The following is a 20,422-nucleotide window of genomic DNA, read 5'->3' on the forward strand; positions in this document are numbered from 1 at the left end:
TTACGTAGTGGAGTCACCCCGCCATGCAGGCAGAACCGAACAAAACGCAGGCGGGGAACGCGCGGGCGGACGCCGCCGAGTCGGCCGTTTCTTTGATCGGCAAGGAGTACGAGGTAGAGATCGGCCCCGTCGCGCACGGCGGCCACTGCATCGCCCGCACGGCCGAGGGCCAGGTCCTCTTCGTGCGGCACGCGCTGCCCGGCGAGAAGGTCGTCGCGCGCGTGACGGAGGGCGAGGAGGGCGCACGCTTCCTCCGCGCGGACGCGGTGTCGATCCTGGACCCGTCCAAGGACCGCGTGGAGGCCCCCTGCCCCTACGCGGGCCCCGGCCGCTGCGGCGGCTGCGACTGGCAGCACGCGAAGCCGGGCGCACAGCGCCGCCTCAAGGGCGAGGTCATCGCCGAACAGCTCCAGCGCCTCGCCGGACTCACCCCCGAGGAGGCGGGCTGGGACGGCACGGTCATGCCCGCGGAGGGCGACAAGCTCCCGCCCGGCGAGGTCCCGTCCTGGCGCACGCGCGTGCAGTACGCGGTGGACGCGGACGGCAACGCGGGCCTGCGCCGCCACCGCTCGCACGAGGTCGAGCCGATCGAGCACTGCATGATCGCGGCTGAGGGCGTCTCCGAACTCGGCATCGAGGAGCGCGACTGGTCGGGCATGGCGTCGATCGAAGCGATCGCGGCGTCGGGCTCCCAGGACCGTCAGGTGATCCTGGCCCCGAAGCCGGGCGCACGCCTGCCCATCGTCGAACTGGACAAGCCGGTCTCGGTGATGCGAATCGGCGAGAAGGACGGCGGAACGCACCGCGTCCACGGCCGCCCCTTCGTCCGCGAACGCGCCGACGGCCGCACGTACCGGGTGGGCAGCGGCGGCTTCTGGCAGGTCCACCCGAAGGCGGCGGAAACCCTGATGCTGGCCGTCATGCAGGGCCTCACGCCCCGCAAGGGCGACACGGCCCTGGACCTCTACTGCGGCGTGGGCCTCTTCGCCGGCGCCCTCGCGGACCGCGTCGGCGAGAAGGGCGCGGTGCTCGGCATCGAGTCCGGCAAGCGGGCGGTGGAAGACGCCCGCCACAACCTCGCGTCCTTCGACCGCGTCCGCATCGAACAGGGCAAGGTCGACTCGGTCCTCCCGCGCACGGGCATCACGGAAGCCGACCTCATCGTCCTGGACCCGCCCCGCGCGGGCGCGGGCAAGCAGACGGTGAAGCACTTGGCGGGGCTGGGGGCACGACGGATCGCGTACGTGGCGTGCGATCCGGCTGCGCTGGCGCGGGACCTGGGGTATTTCCGGGAGGGTGGGTATCGGGTGCGGACGCTTCGGGCGTTTGATTTGTTTCCTATGACGCATCATGTGGAGTGTGTGGCGATTCTGGAGCCGGTCGCGAAGGGTGCCTGACCTGCAGGTTTATGGTCTGGATGAGAATCTCGACGTGTTTTGGATGCCGCATCAGGTGGAGCACGTTGCCCGGCCTCGAATCCGCTGCCAAGGGCCTCTGGCCTGCGGTTTTATGCATATGCATCACATGTGACGCTCATCCGACGCTCGCTCTGATCAAGTGTCAGCTGACCGGAAGTGCAAGTTGTACGGTTCGGACTGAGCGTTGCTCCGGCGCTGCCGGATGCGCTTGGGCGAAGGGGTGCCGTTCCCTGCGAAACGGATCATCGGTCCGATGTGATGGCGCGTTCTTGCTTTGCGGGGCGCGAGCCTTGGGCGGAGCTCGCGTGCACTGTCGGCCCGACTGGAGGACCTCGACGAGAGGTATCGGGGTCCGTCTGCGGGGCCCGTCAGCAGGTCATACGCGGGTGAATGATGCGTTGCTATCCCTCCGGAATGGCACGGCGCGGACTCAATTGCCATTTGATGCTGCTACGGGTGGGTCGTCGGATGGGCCTCTGTTCTGTACCACCCCTCCATGCGCAATTGCCAGCAATCCAGAAGGCCAGAAGGCCAGAAGGAGTTTGTCCGTTTAGGGTGCGGGGGCTCCCGCGGATGGCTCGAAGAGCGACAACTGTTCGTCGTGCTCGGCCGGTTCCGGCATGCGGGCCAGGCCCGGTGCAGCCGCCACATCCGGGTTTGCGTCTGCCACCTGGTCGGTTTCCGGAGTCGAGTCCTCTTCGGCGCGGGTGGGGAGGACGTACTCCTGAGACAGGCCCGCGAGGTGCAGCGGCAGCGGAAGGCTCAACGCGTCTGGCAGATCGGGAGCCTGCCGCAACTGATGAACGGCCAGTGCCAGGGCCTCGGGCACGTCCCCGTCCTGCGGGTGGCAGCCGATCACGGCGACTTCGACCAGGCCGGGGTTCCAGGCGGCTTCGCCCGTGTCGATGGTCAGTTTTCCTTTGGTATTGACCCGTGGGGCCAGCTTGTCCGCGGCTACAGACAGCTTGAAGGTTTGAGCCTTGGGTGTGGTCGACCAGAAGACACGTGCCTCGCCCGGGGCAGCAGATGGATCGGTCCACAGGTGGGCCGGAAGACCGTTGGCGCTGGTCGGGTCCGGATTCAGGCCCCACCACTGCGCAGTTTCGCGGCCGCGTGCGCTGCGCACCCGTACGATCCGCAGATCCGGATCCAGGCGGCGGGCGGGGGCGTGGCCGCCGCGGAATTTGTCCGCCACCACATTGCCGTCCTGCAGCCAGGTCCAGTGCGAGCGCATGTTTTGGCCGTGCACGAGCAACACGGTGGGGGTGTCTCGAACGGAGCGCAACACCTTCTCCAACCATTCCTCGGCACTCCGACGCTGTTGCGCCCGGTCCGTCCACCAGGACGGGAGACTCGTCGGTTCACCGGTGTTACGCGGGGCAGGCACCGCGTGTCGGGGAACTTCGGCACGGCGGGTGAGTTGCAGCAGCATGACCGGGTACGGCACCCAGGCCCGGGCCTGCTCGTCCCAGCCCTGCACCCGGGCGGTGCCTTCCCCCGACGGCTGAGGTGTGACGAGGACCGCGACGGGAACATGGCTGGCCCAGCGGGTGCGACTGCGCCCGTTCTTGCGCACCATCCAGGTGGCCAAGTACCGCAGCCCTTGCGGAAGTTGTTCGCCGAGGCTGTGCTCGGGATGTACGCGCACGCCCAACTGTCGCAGACCGTCGTCCCATGCTTTGGCAGCACGAAATTCTGCGTTCTTCTCGCTGTTGTAACCCTTGGTCTTCTTCGGTACGGCCATGAACTGCGTCAGTACTTTGGCGTCGGCGCACCCCAGGCGCAGCGCGAACTTCGGATCATGAGCAGGGGAGGAGAAGTCCTTCGCGCGGTCGATTTCCACCAGCGCGAGAGTGGGTACGGGCGAGGCTTGGTCCGATGCGACGAACTCGGCGGTCTGCGTACGACGCACGGCGAGCGCAGTCGTGACGGCTTCACGGGAATGCCGGATCCCGTCGGGAAGGGGCAGGTCGCCGCCGAGGGAACGTGACAGCTTCAGGCACCGCAGACGCACGACGAGCTCAGGCATCTGCCATTCGAGGACCACCGGGCTGGTGTCGTATGTGGACGAAGCGTCGGGGGCGCCGCCGTCGCCCTTCAGGTCCAAGTGCGCAATGAGCGCCGCGACGGTGATGTCGCGCATCGTCGGCGTCTGCCACAGCAGTCGCGCTTCCAGTACGGGAGTCACACCGGCGTCCACCCCGGGGCTGAGGTCGCCCAACGCGAACGCGGCTCCCTTCCGCCGGGCTTCAGCGCGACGAAGATTTGCCTCCGCCTTCTTTGCCGCCTCGGAAGGGTCCTGCCGGGGGTTGGCGGGTGCGCTGCCGGAGAGGCGGGTACGGACGAGAGGTGCGGTGGGGCGAAGCCCCTCGGGCAGTGCCTTCTCGGCCCACTCGGTGATGGCGGAGCGCTGGTGGGACATCAGACCGGCGCCCACCTCGTGCGACCCCATGGCCGTGCTGTACACGACAGCCGCGCGCATGTCGTCCTGGATCCATCCGGCAGGTGCGGCAAGCAGGGCCTGCGCGTCGGGGAACGGGTCGGTGAGGGAGATGTTGCGCAGCATGCCGGCCGGGCCGCCGCCCACCCAGTCGTAGACTCCCTGGAGCCATGCGAGCCGGGCCACGGCGAACCGGTCGCTGAGCGGCGCACCGGGCAGCCAGGGCACGCGCGGTCGCAGCATGACCGTTGTCCTGCGCCCGAAGGGAAGGTGGAGGCGGCCGGACTTCGCACCGACGTGGGTGGCGTACCGCCGGATGTGGGTGTGGAAGTGGAACCGCGGCAGCGGTTCGAAGGGCACCGTGTGGAGGGTGATGTTCAGGACCACCGAGTACCACTCCGTGCCGCGAGTGCCTTCGTGCGGCAGTGCCTGCGACACCAGCTCGGCACCTTGGTCCTGCGGCCCGCGCGGCATCGCCCGGAAACGCAGCCGTCCCGCTCCGAAGTCGTACGGCTCCAGAGAGAGGATCCTCTGGGCCAGCCAGTCGGTGGTCAACTGGAACTGGCCGGGGTCCGGAGCAGCGGTTCCGCCTGTGGTCGTCACGCACTTGAGCAGTTCCACCTCGACGTCCTGTTGCCACTGGGGCGGTTCCTCCTGGAACAGGGCCCGCACCTCGGCGACGCGGGAACGGTGCTCGGGTTCCGGGCGGAGGTCGCGGAGCCAGGCCCCCAACAGGCTCTGGAAGGCCGGATCGGGGAGCGGGGCCGGGGACGAGTGGGGTGCGTACAGCCAGTAGTCCGGTTCCTCGCCCCGGTACTGCGAGGGGCGCGGGCGTACCAGCAGGTCGGGAGCGAAGGTCTGGAGCACTTGGTCCATGCGCCAGGTCGGCACTGTCTCCCATCGCTTCTCACGGCCCGCGCTGCACAGGTCGAGCAAGGCATCTCGCCACTGCTCGGGGAACGGAAGCGCGCGGTAGCGGGCGACGTGGGAGGCATCGGGAGAGGCCGGAAGCCAGCAAGCGGTTCGGACGGAGTTGTAGCGCAGGGCCATGGTGGTTCGCCTTCCGGGGCAGGGGGTACGGCGGGGCTGTTCAGGAGACGTGATGGGTGAGGTCGCGCAATGCCTTGTACAGCGGCGCGTACAGGAGTTGGGCCACGGCAGGGTCGCCGAAGTCGGGAAAGGCGGAGGGATCGGCCGACGGGCCGAAGTAGGGGGCGAGAACATCGCGCAGTCCTGTCAACAGTCCGTCCTGGGAAGGGACTTGCGTCGACAAGGACCCCGGCGAGAGGGCCCGGGCCGTTCGCGGGGCGAATCGCGCGTCGACGAACACCACCCTGGCAGGGACGCCACCTCGGACGAGTCGGCCGATGACCTGCCAGATGGTGACCAGCTGGTCCCATGTGAAGGACTGTTTCTCCCGGTCGGACAGCCGCGAGTAGATGTACCGGCGTGCCAGCAGCCTGCGCCACTCCGCCCGGGCCACATGGCGGAAGGCGAGGCCGGCGGCGTCGAGGTCCTCCGCGTCGGCGGCGAGCTTGCCGAAAGTTCCCTGTTCCAGGCCGGGTTCGTTCCGTACGAAGCGCGAGGCCCAGTCGTTGATGGCGAAGACGGCCAGCGACAGGTCGTCGGGGCGGGGGTGCGGGCGCGCCAGGAACAGTGCGGTCCCGAAGGCGGCGTTGCGCTGGGCGTTGAGGATGTTGTGCCCGCGCTCGACCGCCATCAGGGGGGCCACCAGGATCTCCGCGCTGCAGTCCTCGGCGAAGGACGCCAGATCTCCACGCCTCAGAACGGTCACCGCTCCCTGGCCCGACGCCCGGAGCGTCGACCCCGACGGGCCCACGGCCTGTTCCAGATCCGCGTCGTCGGCTGCGAGAACGCGCACCCTGTCGCGCCATCGGTCCAGGTCGTGCAGCGCCATGGCGACGGTGTTTGCCTCCTTGTAGCTGCCCACGAGCAGGATCGCCCGTCGGCGGCGGTCGTCGGTGACTTTCGCGAGCTCCTGTTCAAGAGGGCTGGGGCCGCCGCCACGTCCCGGAGAGCCGAGCTTCTGCGCCAGCTCGCGCGCCGCTGCTGGGCGTGTCTTGGGGTCCACCGCGGAGAGGCCCATCGGGCGGCCGTTGTCGTCGTACAGGAAGTGCGTGGTGAAGACCGACTCCCCAACGGCCCGCAGTGATCGCTCCGACGGTTTTAGAACGGCGCCCACCGGGGCGAGCACATGGGCACGGGTGGAGGTGCCCGCCCAGCTCGTGCCAGACATCAGCACCACGTGAGGGCCTTTCCGGCCGGCCCCGGGATCGGAGCCCACCTCGGACAGCGAGAGCAGGAGAGCGCGGCCGACACCCGCACAACGGAAGAAGCGCAGCGTGCCGCTGTGCCGACCGTCGTCGTCCCGCTCGCGTTCGTCGGGGAGATACTGGAAGCCCAGCACGTTGCCCATGGGAGCTTCCGGGACCAGCGGGGCGTAGTCGAGGGGAGGCCGGCGGGAGAGTTCGTTGCCGGTCGAATCGAGATGCAGAGCCGCCTCGACCTGCGGCCACAGGAAGACCAGCCGGTCGAGCCGCTGGTTGAGCGCGCTCAGCAGCAGCATGAACTCCAGTCTCCGCGCGGTCAGGTCGAGCCACTGGTCGTCCTCGACGCGTGCCGCCGCCGGGGTACGGGCGAGCATCGGGACCAGCACCGCCACGGCCCGCCCACGGGACGCCGGGGTGGAGAGGGTCGTCAGCACATCGTGTGCGAGCCGGACCAGGTCGTCGGTCTCGTTGGCATAGGGGCCGTCGCCGCCGAGCGGGTCGTCCCGGAACGCGTCGAAGATGTCCGTCAGTTCCTTGCGTAGCGCGTCGGTGACAGGACCGGCCGACTCGGGTTCCGGTGCGTCGTCCTCGTACGCCTCGTACAGTTCCGCCTCGTCCGGGACGCCGTCGGGTGCGCCCGTCGATGTGGCCGGGGCGAACCACTCGCCGAGGAGCTTCTCCTGGAGAGTCCAGGGGCTGAAGTACTCGATGTCCGCCCACTCGCGGAGATCGGCGTCCGAGATCAGCAGCTTGTACAGGCGGTCCGTGGCCGAGTGGGCCACGGTGAGTGAGGCGGACCACCGCTCGATCTCCTGATCGGTGAGCGGCAGCCTGCCCTGCTTGGACAGCTCCTCGATCCGGTGCGTCTGCACCTGGTCGAGCCAGGAGTCGATGCCGGGGGAGACGAGGGTGGCGGAAGGGGCGAAGATCTCGTCCAGTTTCATCTGGACGGAGTCCGCTTCGTCGACGAAGACGATGTCGCTGCGCAGCAGAGCGAGTTCCAGGTGACGGAGCCGTTCGGCACCCAGGTGCCGGGGGACGGCGGACTGCACGAGGCTCGCGGGGTTCGCCACCCAGATCAGGGCGTCCACCAGCTCGCGGGCCGTGTGGTGGCGTGGGCAGGCGTGCCACAGGGGGCAGCCGTGCGGAGCGCCTTTCAGCTCGGCCGACTGCGTTTCGGCACGCCGAGGTGCGGTCTTGCCAGGTTGATAAGGCTCCGGCAGCGCCGGGTCCGTAGCGGGCTGCGGGTCCTGACGCTTTTTCTCCGGATACAGGGACGCGCAGGGGGCATCCGCGTAGCGCAGTGGCTCGGCGGCCTCGGTACCGCGCAGCGCGTTGATCACACACACGGTGCTCAAGTCGTCGAAGCCGGGGGCGTCGTGGTCGAGGATGTTGTCCAAGCCGCGCGCGGCGAGCCTGCGGTGGAGGCGTTGTACGTGGGTCTGCCGGGTCGTCAGACCCAGTACGGGGGCGGCAACGAGCCCCAAGTCCCGCAGGAGCCCGGTCAGCCGCAGTTGTTCCGCGACGTCCCCCACGACCAGAGTGGTACGCAGCCCCTGGCGTGCGCCCCAGACGGCCACTAGGGTCATCAGCGTCGACTTGCCCGCGCCGACCATGCCCGCCAGATGCAACAGTCCTTCGATGCGCAGGGTGTCGGAATCGACGAAGGACAGTCCGTCGCTGCTGCGCGGTGCAAGCCGCAACTCCGTCAGCCGGTCCTCCCAGTACCCCGGGCTCGCGACAGCCATCGCCCGCTCGGTCTCGTCCATCCATCGTGCGGTGTCCAAAAGTTCCGCTCGCTTCACCAGGAGCGGTGCGCCGTCGCCGGGACGCCCGAGGTCGGGCCGGTGTCCGGGAACGGGATCGGCAGCCAGCCCTGCGGGAAGGGTTACCGACGTGGGACGCCGCCAGGCGAGGAAGGTGGCACGGCCGGGCGGGGCGAGCGACAGTTCCTTGCGCGCGAGCGGGGGGAGGGCCGCCAGCGCCATGTCGTACACGGTGAACCGCTCGGAGTCCTCCGGTTCCGTGCGCACGGCGGGCACGCCGCCCTCCAGCGGCACGTCGTACACACGCACCCGCGGCGGCAGTGCACGGTAGGTGTCGAGGGCCTGGTGCCAGGTGCGGCGTCGGCGCAGCGTCCACAGGAGGTGGCGTCCCGCCGTGAGCATGATTTCGTGCTCCTCGGTCACCGCCAGACCTCGGGATCGGGCGAAGGGGTAGCCGCCGAAGAGGACGTAGGCGCCTCGGGGGCATTCGCCGGGCGCGATGTGTTCGAGCAGCCGGAGTGCCAGTTCGACCTGACAGACCAGTGCGGGTCTCGTCCCGGACAGTTCCGCGGGGACGTCACCCCACACTTGGGTGAGCTGTTCGGTCACCTTCTTGTACCAGCCGTCGCGGTCACGCACCCTGGCCTCCCTCGGCTCCGGTCAGCCGGGCGCGGGCGCGCCTGATCAGTGTGGTGTCGGTCAGCAGGGGCAGGGACCGCGCGTGCGGAGGGCGGTTGCGGGCATACGTGGCGAGGTAGTCGGGGCGGTCGGCGACCCGGCTTTGCGGCACCACCCAGAACGCCGCGTCGTACCGGGGCTCCTGGGGCACCGGGCGGGCGGAGCGCCCGAGGAACGCCGGGTGGGCCCAGTCCTTCACGTCGACCGCCCACACCCAGCCGTCGGGAAAGGTGATGTGCAGGTCGTAAGCGTCGAAGGCCGGCCACATGCGCACCCGCAGGCCGAGCCGCACCAAGGCCTTCTCCAGCTCGGCTTCCGCCCTGCCGGGACCGGTGACGAACTGACGCAACGGACGCTCCAACTGGAGCAGTTCACCTGCCTCCTGGCGGGCGATGAGCCGCCCCAGGGGCGGCGCGCCCTGTCGGCGGCAACGGTCCCGCTCGCACCACCACCCGCTCTCCCTCAGCGGCGTGAGCAGGGTGAGGCAGCTGCCGCACGTGGCGTAGGTGTCGCCACGCAGGTAGCTGTCGGGCACGGGCTGGTAGATCCGCTTGACGAGTTCCTTCACCGGGGCGAGGACATGGTCCACGGAGACGGAGAAGGCGTCGGCCGAGGTCAGTACCGGACGGTTCACGAGCAACCGGCGGAACTCTGTGTAAGCGTCCTCCTCGCCGTACTCGCGACACAGCCTGAGCGCCGCCAGGATGATCTCTCGGTCGCGCTGGTCCAGCGCGCTGTCGGGGTACTTGTCCGCCCATTCGTGGCAGAGCTCGGTCGGGCGGGACGACACCGGATCGAGGAGCAGGTCGTCGGGTCCGACCGCCTCGTCGGGAAGTGCCATCGGCCAGTCCGCCACTGGTCGCTCCCGGCACCAGGACATCAGGTCGGGCAGGCTCATCGGTGGGCGTGCACCCCGCTCGAGGCAGGCGAGAACCGTCCCGTCCAGGGCGCGCTGGGCCTCGGGGGGATAGGGCAGCACGAAGGAGTGCAGACCGTCGACCGCGTCGAGGGCGGTGAGTGCGGAGGCGAGCGTGCGCATCAGGGCGACGCCGTCGTGGGCGGCCCAGTCTGCGGCGTACGGAGGAAGGCCGTCCGGCGTGGTCTCGCTCATCCGGCCTTCACCCGGCCCTGCCCGGCTGCACAGTAACGCAGCATCTCGCACGCTTCGCACTGGTCACCGGGCCGGGGCTCGTAGGTCTCGTCGACGGCCCAGGGGGCGGCGAGACGGGAGATCACCTGCCGGGCTTCGGCGACGGTGTCGGGGTCGCCCGGGTCGACTTCCAGGCAGCGTGATCCGTCCGCGTACAGCACTTCGAGCTCGATGAGTGAACGGCGCGGGTCGCCGCCGAGTACTCCGTGGGACATCAGGAGGACCGCCAGGGCGAGTTGCGGGTAGGACTCCAGCAGTGGACGTCCCTCCCACAACGGGCTGCTGGCCGTCTTGGTCTCGTGCCAGATCCAGCCGCCGTGCCGCGTGTACAGCAGGTCGGGGTCCGCCACGATCACCGTGTCCAGTTCGGGGTCGTAGGCCGTCAGGCGCTTCTGCACCTGCACTTCTTCGTCAGGGCCGAGCTCGTCGAGCGGACAGGCCCGTACATGCTCGGCGATCATGGCGAGCGCCGTGGTCTGCTCGTCCGGGCCCAGCTCCGGGAGTTCCTGCGGCAGCGCCGCATCGGCACAAGGGCCCTTGAGATGTTGCTGGTTGAGCCAGGCGTCGACGGCGCGCCCCCGGCGGATCGGCTCGCTCTCCGGTGCGGGCGACTTCAGGTGGAGTACCCGCGTCAGGTGGAAGAAGGAGGGGCAGCAGTCGTACGCGCGAAGGTCAGAAGCGGACACGGAGCGGCGCTTGCGGGGGCGGCGCGGTCCGGGAACGCCGAGCAGGCCGGGGGTCTTCGGCAGCCCCGTACAGCCCGAAAGGGCCTCGCACCGCACGCATTCGGACCCGGGGTTGGTCGCGGTGCCGGTGACGGCGCGGGCGAGGGCCGGCCGGGCATGTGCGACGAACTCTTGTTTTACCCGGGTGGTGTCCCAGTCGGCCAGTACCCCGTACTCGCCGTCGCCGCAGCCCACCCCCATGACGCGGACCCGGTGGGGGAGGGCCGCACTTCCGGGGACCGGGCGGTGTATGTCGCCGAACTCCGCGTGAGAGGGGGTACCGATCGCGAGGACGGAGGCGGCTTCGGCGATTTCCTCGGCGGGCCGGTCGTGCTTGAGGGAGTTGAAGGACGGCAACCACAGCTCCCGCTCACCACCGTTCTTCGAGGCATACCGCCGCCCCCACGCGGTGCGTTCGTAGCGCAGGACGCCGCGTGCGTCGGGTGCCCGCAACTCCTCGCAGGAGGTCCACTCTTCCCGAACCGGCAGCGTGGCCGGGCGCCCGGCCACGCTGCGCTCGGCCTCCGACTGCCGACGTGCTGCGAGGAACGCGTACACCGCCGTGCGAGCCCAACTGACATGTCCAGCGGTGTACTTGCGGATTCGAGAGAGGTCGTCCAGTACGGCCTCCGGAGCCGTGCCGTCGAATTCCACGGAGTCCAGCGCGGCCATCACCGGGCCGAGGGCGAAGTCTTCGACTGGCTTGCGGCGCGACCGCTTCGGTGACTGCTGGATCAACGGCCTGGCCCGTACTGCGGAACCGCGCGGGCAGTCCCGGGGGTCGTTGCGTACGAGCGGCAGAGAGGTGCGGACGAGGCGGGTGTCACCGTCGGTTCCGGGCGGGAGCGGTTGAAGCGTCACGGCGAACCTCTCATGGGGCGCGGGAACGTACTCGACAAGAGAAGCATGCGTCTGTGTACATAGTCAATCCAGTTGATGCATTCTGTTCATGAAACGCTATGGTGTGTCAGGCGGCGCGCAGCGCGCAGGCAGAACGGGGTGAGGTGTGAAAGCCGGGGACGTCCTCGACGACGGGCGCTTCCTGGTCGAGGAGTCCCTCGACCAGGGTGGCATGGGCAGCATTTGGAAGGCCACGGACACCACGACCGGAAGGACGGTCGCGGTCAAGGTCCTCCGGCTGGACGCCTATACGCACGGGCGCCTCAGCCCCGGCGAGCGGGCACGGCGCAACGCCGAGATGCTCAAGCGCTTCGAACGCGAAGGCACGATCCTCGCCGAGCTCGATCACCCCGCGATCCCCCGGCTTCTGCACCGGGGCTACTGGAGCGAAGAGCCGTACCTCGTCATGGAGTACGTCGACGGGCCCACCCTGCGCGAGTTCCTCGACCAGCACCGGCCGCTCCCGCTGGCGGCTGCCTGCGCCATCGCCGTCCAGATCGCCGAAGCCCTCGCCCATGCCCACTCCCACGGAGTGGTCCACCGGGACCTCAAGCCGGGGAACATCGTCCTGAGCCGCGCCGACGGAAGGGTGAGCCTTCTCGACTTCGGCATCGCCTACCTCACGGACCCCGACGCGACGCGTTACACCGCACTCGGCGAGACACCGGGCAGCGCCGGATACATCGCGCCCGAGCAGTTGCGCGGCCTGCGGGAGGTGACCGCCGCGGTGGACCGCTACGCCTTCGGTTGCGTGCTGTTCGAACTGGTCACGGCGCAGTGCCCCTTCGAGGACAAGCCGGACCGCAACAAGAACATCCAGCACCTCGAAGACCTGCCACCCCGCATGCGCTCCATCAACTCCGGTCTGCCGCAGGAACTCGACGACCTCGTCGCGGACCTGCTGAGCAAGATCCCCGGCGACCGCCCTGTCCGCATCGAAGAGGTGTGGGAAGCGCTCCACGGCCTCCTGCCGTCCCCCGGTGACCCTGCTCCCGACCCGGCGCTCGAACCGGACCCGACGCTGCACTACCGCACGGCCGGAGGGCTGCACCCGGTCGCCGCGCCACGACAGCCCTCTGTGGTTCCCCGCCTGAACCGTCGGCGCGGCAGTTGGCTGGGGCGCGGGGAATTCGCCGCGCTCCAGGAAAGGGCCAAGGACGAATTGGAAGCCACCGACGCGGGACCGGTGTGCGCACGCCTGGAGCGTGCCCTGGCCCAGGCTGTGGAGGACTGGGGGATCGCGGATCTCTCGGTCGCAAAAGCCCATCTGACCTGCGCCGATGCCGCTCTCCTCGGCGGACGTGTCCAGCGTGCCGAGTTCTTGTACGGGCAGGTTGCGGGCGCCCCCGCCCGGCATGCGGTCCCCGAACTTCGGGCCCTCATGCTGGAAGCGGAGATCGGGGTGGTGGAATGCCGCATCCCGGATGGGGACGCTTTGCGAGCGGTGGAGGACTGGACCCGGACGGTACGAGAGGTGCTCGAACTGTCCGATCAGGCGGCCTCGCTCCTTGCCCGCTGCCGCGAAGCGGGCCTCGGACTGGTCGATTGGCTCAGGTCCGACCAGATCGACGCCGGCCAGATCGGCGCCGTCACGGAACTCCTCTCGCACCTGCCTGAGTCGTGCTTGCCCGACTGACGCGAATTCACATTCCGGAGAGCCGCCCCTCCGCGATCAAATCGCCCAGCGACCGGCTCAACGTGCCCGCCGCGGAGCTCAGTTCCCGGGCCTCCCGCTCCAACGAAACGGCCTTCCGGTGAACTTCCCCGTACTTCTGCTGCTCGCGCAGGGGCAGGCGGGGCACCTGAAGGCGACGCACGTCGACCCGGGAGGAGGTGGAGGCATGCGTACCCGCCTGGCGGACGTTGGCGGGCGCACCCAGACAACCCGCCAGGAACCAGGGATCGAGCAGTGCTGGGTCAACGCGCAGTGCGTAGAGCTGCGGGCCGAGCACCGAGGGTGCCTCGTCGTCCACGCTCACTCTGAAGTCCCTGGCGAGACCGACGACGATCACGTCCTGCGAAGCCGTCACCGTCAGGGTGCCGTCGGCCTCACCCCGCGCGGCCTCCGCCCGGGGCAACCAGTGACCCGTTTCCTTGGCGAGTACGACAGAGGTGAGTGCGGGAACCGCGTCCTCGGGCCGCTCCCCGCGCAGCACGAGGTGCTCCGGGACGCTCTGACCGGCGAGCACCTTCAGCGCTTCGGCCCGTTCCAGCTCCGCCACCGTCGCGCGCGTACCCGCACCTTCGCCGTTCGAAGGGGTCAGCCCTGACAGGCCGCCCGCCACGTCCCGCAGCTCGCGCAGATGCCTGTCGAACCGGGCCCACCCGTGGCGAAGATCCAGTCCGCTGGCCGCGTCGGAGCGTGGGATGTGCCGGGCGGGCGTGAGATCGACCTCGTCGTCGAGCAGGTCGATGACCGCGACGGCCACGCTGCCCGCAGCGTGCTCCCCGCGCAGCGCGGCCAGCACGCAGTCCCGCACCCGAGCCCAGTCCAACCCCGGCTTGCCCATGTCGGCGGCATCGAGACCGTGTGCGGCGTCCACCAGCAGTAGATCCGAGCTCACGTTTTCCGGGCCGGGAACAGCGAGCACCCACACATGCAGGCCAACGCCGTGCGGCGGCGCAGCCCCCGGCGGCAGTGCGATCACGGCACGCAGCACCCCGGCCTGCAACAGCTTCGCCCGCATCCGCCTCCCCGCCCGACGGGCGGCCACAGCCGGAGGAAGAACCAGCACGGCCGTCCCGCCGGGGGCCAACGCCGCGAGGGCGTGCTGGACCCAGGCCAGTTCCGGCTCGGTACGCGGCGGCAGCCCGTACGTCCAGCGGGTGTCGGTGGCGAGCTCCGCATGCCCCCAGTCCCGCTCGTTCGACGGCGGATTGCACAGCACCAGGTCCGCCCGCACCCCAGCTTGGGCATCCGCACGCAGCGTGTCGGCGACGGTGACGGATGCGGGAAGGCCCGCCATCGCGAGCCGCGCCGCCGCCAACGCCGCGAGTACGGGATCGCGGTCCTGCCCGAAAAGCTGAGGCCCTTCGCCTTCGGACATCGACCGGGCCGATGCCAGGAGCAGGGCCCCGGTCCCGCACGCCGGGTCCAGCACCGTGCGCACGCGGCGGCCATGGGCGGTCGTCACGATGTCGGTCAGCAACGCCGCCATCGGTTCGGGGGTGACCGTCACCTGGCGCACATGCGTTTGCAGCCAACGCTGGTAGAGGAAGTCGAAGGTTGCTTCAGGACCCTCGGAGTCCGCCACCTTCACGGCGCGGTCGAGAAGATCGGCCTGGTGCGTGTCGATGACGGGGAGCAGGCCGGCGAGATCTCCGCCGCGCTGTGGGCTCAGACGCTCACCCACCGCCGCCACCAGATACCCCATCGAGTCGCGCCCTCCCACCGCCTCGAACTCCGGCCACAACCGGTCGAGCGCGCTCAGCGGGGACCTGAGCTTGCCCTCGGCCCGTAGCCACGCCTCGGTCTCGGCCCAGGAGAACTGGGGGCTGACGTCGTTGCCGTCCAACGGGGCGGGGAAACTCTCGTGCCGCCTCCGCCAGTTGCTGACCGCCGCCCGGCCGACCCCCACCATCCGCGCGATGTCCGCGAGGCTCACTGAGGCGTGCGGCCCTCGGGGCTGGGACATCAGGTCCTCCGGAAGTGTCGTGACGTTGTGGATTGACTCAGTTTACAAACGTCATGGCGCCTTCGGCTATCGGGCCGACACCTCGGATGGGAATTCGCTCGCCTGCGGTACGAACTCACTCGCCGCCCCCGCCCAGGAGACATGGAGCGCCTCTCTTGCCCGGGTGCACGCCACGAACAACAGACACCGCTCCCGCAACAGGTCCGACGCGTTCTGCAGGGTGTCGACCGAAGCCGAGGTGACCTCCCGTGCGAACGGCAGCGCACTGGAGGTGACCCCCAGCACCGCCACGCAGCGAAACTCCAGCCCCTTCATCGCGTGCATCGTGGCCAGCCTGACCCCTGCCAGATCCGGACCCGGGTTGTCCCGGACCCTGGCCACCGGGATTCCGGCCGCCGCCAGCCGCTCGTACGCCTTGTCGAGCTGGAGGTTGAAGCGGGCGCAGACGCCGATCGCGGAGGGCCGGATGCCCTGCGCGATCCACTCCTCCACCCGCTCCACCAGCGCCGCCACCTCGTCGTTCTCGCTGGAGTGGTGCTGGGTCCCGGGTCGGCGGCCGTGCAGCAGGGAGCGGTATCCGGTGAGGTCATCCGTGCCTTCACCGCCCAGGTCCTCGACCCGCACCGGGTCGAGAATGCGCGTCGACCACAGCAGGATCTCCTCCGTACTGCGGTAGTTGATCCGCAGCCGGCTCGTTCGTCCGGCCACCGAGATCCCCAGCGACCCCAAGGACACCTTCGAGTCGTAGATCCGCTGGTGGGGGTCCCCGGTGAGGAACAGATCGTCGTTGCCGGGGGCGACGGCCGCGCGCAGCACCCGCCACTGTGCGGGGTGCAGGTCCTGCGCCTCGTCCACCACCACGTGGTCGAAGGCCGGTGCCCGTTCCGCCAGCAGATCGCCCGCGCGCCGGCACACCTGGAGGTACGTGGCGCAGCCGCGCTCGCGCAGCATTGCCTCGAACAGCTCGACGGCGGGCCAGAGCTGCTTCCGACGCGCCGTCGGCAGCATGCTGCCGCGCCCACGTCGCCGGGATGCGCAGTAGGCGTCCAGCGAGCGGAGGTCCTGTCCCAGGAGGACGTGCCGGTACTCCTGCATGAGGAACTGCTGTGTCCAGGGCACACCGAGCTTTTTGATGACGCGTTGCCAGACCTGCTTCTCCTCCTGCTCGCCGACGGCACTGGGTGCCTTGCCGTCGTAACGGGCCACGACGGAGTGCGCGTAGGCGTTGACCGTGGTCACCTCCACCCGCCCGAGCAGCTGTTGATCCCCTTCGAGGAGCAGCGAGAGGTTCTCCCGCAGGCTGGCCGCGAGTGCGTTCGTGTACGTGGTGAGAAGGATGCGCGAGTCGGGCGAGCGCGTCAGAAGGTGTTTGACGCGGTGGAGCGCCACGACCGTCTTTCCCGTCCCCGGGCCGCCCGTGACCTGGACGGGCCCGTTGTACGAGGACCGGTACGCGACCCGGCGCTGTGAAGGGTGGAGGAACACCCGCCACGCCGCGAAGGGTTTCTCCAGGATGTCGGTCAGCTCCTCGGGCCCCGTGACCAGCGTGATCCGGGTCCTGGTGTTGGCGAACACCACCGCGAGGCTGTCCTCCGCCGTCGACACCGGTGCGGCCGGTCGCCGGGCGGTGACGACGTCCCGGTAGACGTCGTCGGGGTCGAAGCCCTCGGCCAGGTACTGGAGCACCTCGAACTGGTCCTCCGGCAGCAGCGTCTCGAACGCCTCCAACTGCGGCTTGTCGATGACGGTACGTACGGCCCGCAGCACCTGGTCGTCGATGCCCAGGTGGCGAAGGGCCGAGTCGGAGTACCGGGCGAAGAGCAGGGAGGGGGCCGTGGCCGCGGCCTTCTCCAGAGCGGGGGTCAGCTGCTCGATGGCCACTACGTTGCGCACTTCGAGGGCGCGCGTCGCCGAGTTCGTCGTGTAGAGCCGCTTGGCCGCCCAGTTGTACGCGACGTCGTGCGCGACTACGTTCACCAGCAGGAAGACATCGCTGCCGTCGTCCGGTGCCAGGACGACTCCGCGCCAGAAGTCGTTGATCCGGATGGTGCGCATGCGCGGGTCACGCGAGTTGTCGACGGACTCCAGATGCAGCCCCTTGTCGGCGTGCAGTTCTGCCACGGTCAGTTGCTGGAACTTCTGCATCGCCTTGCGCACACCGGCTTTGACGGGCTTCTCCAGGACGTCGTAGCTCTCCCAGAAACTGTTGGCGAACGCAAGCTGCGGCACGACGTGAACTCCCCGCTCCGGTATGGCTGTTCAGCGGCCGATCATACGGGCGGGGGCTGTGACCGGCGCATACGGGACGGTCCGCGACCAGCTCATTCGGGAAGGACCGGGGCCATCCGGCGTGCGAGCCCAGCGATGTCGTCGAGGAGCCCGGCCGGTGTCTGGTCCAGATCCAGGGCGTGCTGATGGATCACGACCCTCGCATGCCGCACCTCGTGGGCCGCGTGCACGGCATTGCCCTTCGCGTACACCAGATGCCCCTCCCGCAGTCCGAGAGAGGTGCAGTACGCCAGCATCTGGTAGAGATCGGCGTCGGGGTAGCGGCCGCGCTTCTCCGCCTTGTACTTGGCGTCCGCCACAGCGGCCACCTTTCCGTCCGCCTCGTACAGCACGAAGTCCGGCCTCATGCGGATCGCGTCGGCCACATCGAGGTGGTGCGGGTCCTGGAGTCGCGCGGTACGGCCCGTGCCGCGCAGCGACTCCCGCAGGGCGGTGGTCACGAAGTCCTCGAAGAGCGTGTTCATGTCGAACAGGAAGCCGTTGATGCGCACCTCACCCGGCGCGTGCTCGGCGGACGCCCCGTCCAGTACGACCCGCGCCAGTCGAAGGGCCTGGTGATAACGGGAGTTGAGGCGGTTCGGATGCCACGCGGGCAGCTTCCTGCCCCGTACGACAGGCGTGACGTCCGCCAGCCGCACACGCTGGTGCAGGAGCCTGCGCCGCACGTCCCCCGGCACGCCGGGCAGCCGCAGCAGGCGCTCCACGGCCGTCCGCAGGATGCGGTTCTCCGCGATGTCGGTGTTGAACTCGTCGTACGCCACCTCCACCGGCAGCGTCATCCCAAAGCGCCGCCGGATCTGCTCGGCCTCCCTGATCCGACCTCGTACGACGAGGGCGCTCTGCTCCGTCGGGCGGTACCCCTGCAACAGCCCTTGTCGCAGCGCCCGGTCCACCTGACGCTCCATCGCATGGGCCAGCGTGGGCAGCAGGTCGCGGTGCTCGGCCACCTCCACGTCCTCGTCCCGCCAGTTCCGCTTCGGGTCGAGGCTGTAACCCAGCAGGAAGAAGAGCCGGGCGATCGGCACCTTGGGGGTGACGCGAAGGGTGACCGGCGGCCCACCATCAGGCGTGCCGACGCTGACCGCACCGACCTTGCTGCTCGCCTTCAGCGACCAGACACCCGGTGTGTACGGATCCGGAGCCGCGCTGACCATGTCACCGGCGGCGAGCGCTCGTCCGATGGCGTCGGGCAGCCGCCTGGAGGTGGCCGGGGCGTGTTCGACCAGCTCGATGTCGTCGGAGTCCTCGGAACTCACCCGGTTCACCCCAGTGACGCGCGCAGGGCCGTCAGGCCGTACCGCTTCTCGATGTCGACGTCTTCCCCGTAGTGGTGCTCCTCCAGCAGCGGCAGGATCTTGGTACGCCAGGTGCGCTCAAGACCGCCCTCGCGGTAGACACCGGGCTTCATGAGGTACGAGGGCCCGATCCTGAAGTCCGCCTCATCGATGCGGGAGTTGAGGGCTTCGAGCAGATCCGCAGGCTCGGAACTCTTGCCCTCATTCTCCAGCCACCGCCGCAGCAGCCCGCTCGTCGGCTCGATGCGCGGCGACAGCTCCACGAACGCGAAGCGGCGGCGCATGGCGGCGTCCACGAGGGCGATGGAACGGTCGGCGGTGTTCATGGTGCCGATGATGAAGAGGTTCGGCGGGAGGGAGAAGTCGTCGCCCGAGTAGGGAAGTTGCACGGACTTCCGCCGGTACTCCAGGAGGAAGTACAGCTCGCCGAAGACCTTCGCGAGATTGGCGCGGTTGATCTCGTCGATGATCAGGAAGTACGGGATGTGCCGGTTGCCCTCAAGTGCCGCGAGGTCGGCCAGCTCGCGCAGGGGGCCCGCGTTGATCCGGAAGGCGACTTCCTTGGTCTTCGGGTCCTCCTTCGGCCGGAAGCCCTCGATGAAGTCCTCGTACGCGTACGAAGGGTGGAACTGTACGAGCTTCACCTGCTCGGCGCCGCCGCCCAGGAACTCGGCGATCTTCTGCGCAAGATACGTCTTGCCTGTACCCGGCGGCCCGTACAGCACCAACTGCCGCTCGTCCGCGAGCAGATCGCGCACCTCGCGCAGCCACTCGACTTGGTGCACCAGCAGGTCCTTCGCCAACTCCGCGGTGGGCTCCGGGAGTTCAAGCTCACGGCGCACGGCGATGGCCGCGATCTCAGCGCTGGGGTCCCGCTCTATCTCCGCAGCCTCACGCTCCAGCTCTTCGTCACTCAGCCCGAGCCCCTCGATGTGCGCCTGTACCGTGGCGAGGTCGACGATGTCGTGCTGGATGGACAGCTTCTGCTGAAGCTCTTCCGGCAGCTCGTCGTACTCGAACCCTTCCGGCTGCCACTCCACCGGGCGGCGCAGATTCGACCGCCGGTCATCCGACTCGACCTGGGCGAACTCACCGGTGACAACCCCCACGTACAGTTCTCCGGCGGAGATCGTGCATACGGTATCGCCCGGCTTCATCCGGCAGAGGAAGACGTACAGGTCCTCGACGAGCTGCTGCTTCTGGCTGTACGTCGCAGTGGACTCGTAGTCCTCCTCGACGGCGGTCCGCAGGAAGTCCTTGGTGATCCCCTTGGTGATGCCTTCGGGAGCGGAGGTTTCCGCGCTCGTACGGGCCTTCCGTGCGCTCTCCTCTACGTTCGGCCGCAGCCGGGAGGCGGAGAGAGTGACGAGTCCGTCCGGGAGCCACATGCGCTGGACGAGATCGAGACCGGACACGTTGGAGCCCCGCACCAGCCACGGGCGGTTGGGCCCCGGCCAGCTGCCGGGCATGAAATCGCTCAGCGGGCGGCCGTCCTCGGTCTTCCAGTCGAACCAGCCGTTCGCGCTGCGACCCAGCAGGACGGCCGCGGCTTCGGAGGGCGAGTTGAAAGTGAGGGCGGTCGTGGTCTCCAGGTATTCGGGCAGGCTGACCGACTGGACGATCAGCCCCTGCCGGATCAGCTCCTGGCGCTTGCGGTGCGCGGAAGCCACGCGCTGGGTGAAGGAGTCCACCACGTCAGGCCGCACGGGCTGCCCGGCGAGCACGGCGAACCTCTGGGCGCCGTTCGTCCCGCGCTCGTCGGTCAGCCGGCCGCGGGCTGTCGGCCCGCCGTTCGGCAGTCGGAGCCGGAACTCCGGATAGGTGTCGGACATGGC

10 protein-coding genes are annotated in these 20,422 nt (G+C 69.2%); 2 read left to right on the forward strand and 8 right to left on the reverse strand.

Features of this window, described 5'->3' with window-relative positions; translation table 11 throughout:
* The first annotated feature begins 23 nt into the window (after positions 1-23).
* Positions 24-1,397 (forward strand): class I SAM-dependent RNA methyltransferase, encoded by a 1,374-nt coding sequence (locus NOO62_RS30055; protein ID WP_268773923.1) that lies wholly within the window; start codon positions 24-26, stop codon positions 1,395-1,397.
* Between the two features lie 571 nt (positions 1,398-1,968).
* On the opposite strand, the gene NOO62_RS30060 is transcribed toward NOO62_RS30055, so the two are convergent.
* Genes NOO62_RS30060 through NOO62_RS30075 form a run of 4 tightly spaced genes read right to left on the reverse strand, consistent with a single transcriptional unit; the run spans position 1,969 to position 11,329 of the window.
* Positions 1,969-4,908: a pPIWI_RE module domain-containing protein gene (locus NOO62_RS30060; RefSeq protein WP_268773924.1), complete on the reverse strand. Its 2,940-nt coding sequence runs from the start codon at positions 4,906-4,908 to the stop codon at positions 1,969-1,971.
* Between the two features lie 40 nt (positions 4,909-4,948).
* A complete protein-coding gene (locus tag NOO62_RS30065; RefSeq protein WP_268773925.1) occupies positions 4,949-8,554 on the reverse strand; it encodes a hypothetical protein in 3,606 nt (1,201 codons plus the stop codon).
* A complete protein-coding gene (locus tag NOO62_RS30070; RefSeq protein WP_268773926.1) occupies positions 8,547-9,704 on the reverse strand; it encodes a hypothetical protein in 1,158 nt (385 codons plus the stop codon). The genes NOO62_RS30065 and NOO62_RS30070 overlap by 8 nt, the downstream gene beginning before the upstream one ends.
* On the reverse strand, positions 9,701-11,329 hold the full coding sequence (locus NOO62_RS30075) for a PD-(D/E)XK nuclease family protein (RefSeq protein WP_268773927.1): 1,629 nt from the start codon (positions 11,327-11,329) through the stop codon (positions 9,701-9,703). Before NOO62_RS30075 ends, NOO62_RS30070 begins: the two co-directional genes overlap by 4 nt.
* 145 nt (positions 11,330-11,474) lie before the next feature.
* On the opposite strand from NOO62_RS30075, the gene NOO62_RS30080 reads away from it, so the two are divergent.
* Positions 11,475-13,004 (forward strand): serine/threonine-protein kinase, encoded by a 1,530-nt coding sequence (locus NOO62_RS30080; protein WP_268773928.1) that lies wholly within the window; start codon positions 11,475-11,477, stop codon positions 13,002-13,004.
* A 7-nt stretch (positions 13,005-13,011) separates the two neighbouring features.
* Here the strand turns inward: NOO62_RS30080 and NOO62_RS30085 are convergent, their stop codons facing one another.
* The 4 genes from NOO62_RS30085 to NOO62_RS30100 all read right to left on the reverse strand — a co-directional run bounded on the left by NOO62_RS30085 (position 13,012) and on the right by NOO62_RS30100 (position 20,419).
* Positions 13,012-15,003 (reverse strand): N-6 DNA methylase, encoded by a 1,992-nt coding sequence (locus NOO62_RS30085; RefSeq protein WP_268773929.1) that lies wholly within the window; start codon positions 15,001-15,003, stop codon positions 13,012-13,014.
* 66 nt (positions 15,004-15,069) lie between these two features.
* Positions 15,070-17,232 (reverse strand): UvrD-helicase domain-containing protein, encoded by a 2,163-nt coding sequence (locus NOO62_RS30090; protein ID WP_268773930.1) that lies wholly within the window; start codon positions 17,230-17,232, stop codon positions 15,070-15,072.
* Between the two features lie 92 nt (positions 17,233-17,324).
* On the reverse strand, positions 17,325-18,548 hold the full coding sequence (locus NOO62_RS30095) for an McrC family protein (RefSeq protein WP_268773931.1): 1,224 nt from the start codon (positions 18,546-18,548) through the stop codon (positions 17,325-17,327).
* Between the two features lie 5 nt (positions 18,549-18,553).
* The gene (locus NOO62_RS30100) at positions 18,554-20,419 is read right to left on the reverse strand and encodes a DUF4357 domain-containing protein (RefSeq protein WP_268773932.1); all 1,866 of its coding nucleotides are present in this window, start codon (positions 20,417-20,419) and stop codon (positions 18,554-18,556) included.
* Positions 20,420-20,422: the final 3 nt, after the last annotated feature.

Source organism: Streptomyces sp. Je 1-369 (genome assembly GCF_026810505.1).
GTDB lineage: Bacteria > Actinomycetota > Actinomycetes > Streptomycetales > Streptomycetaceae > Streptomyces.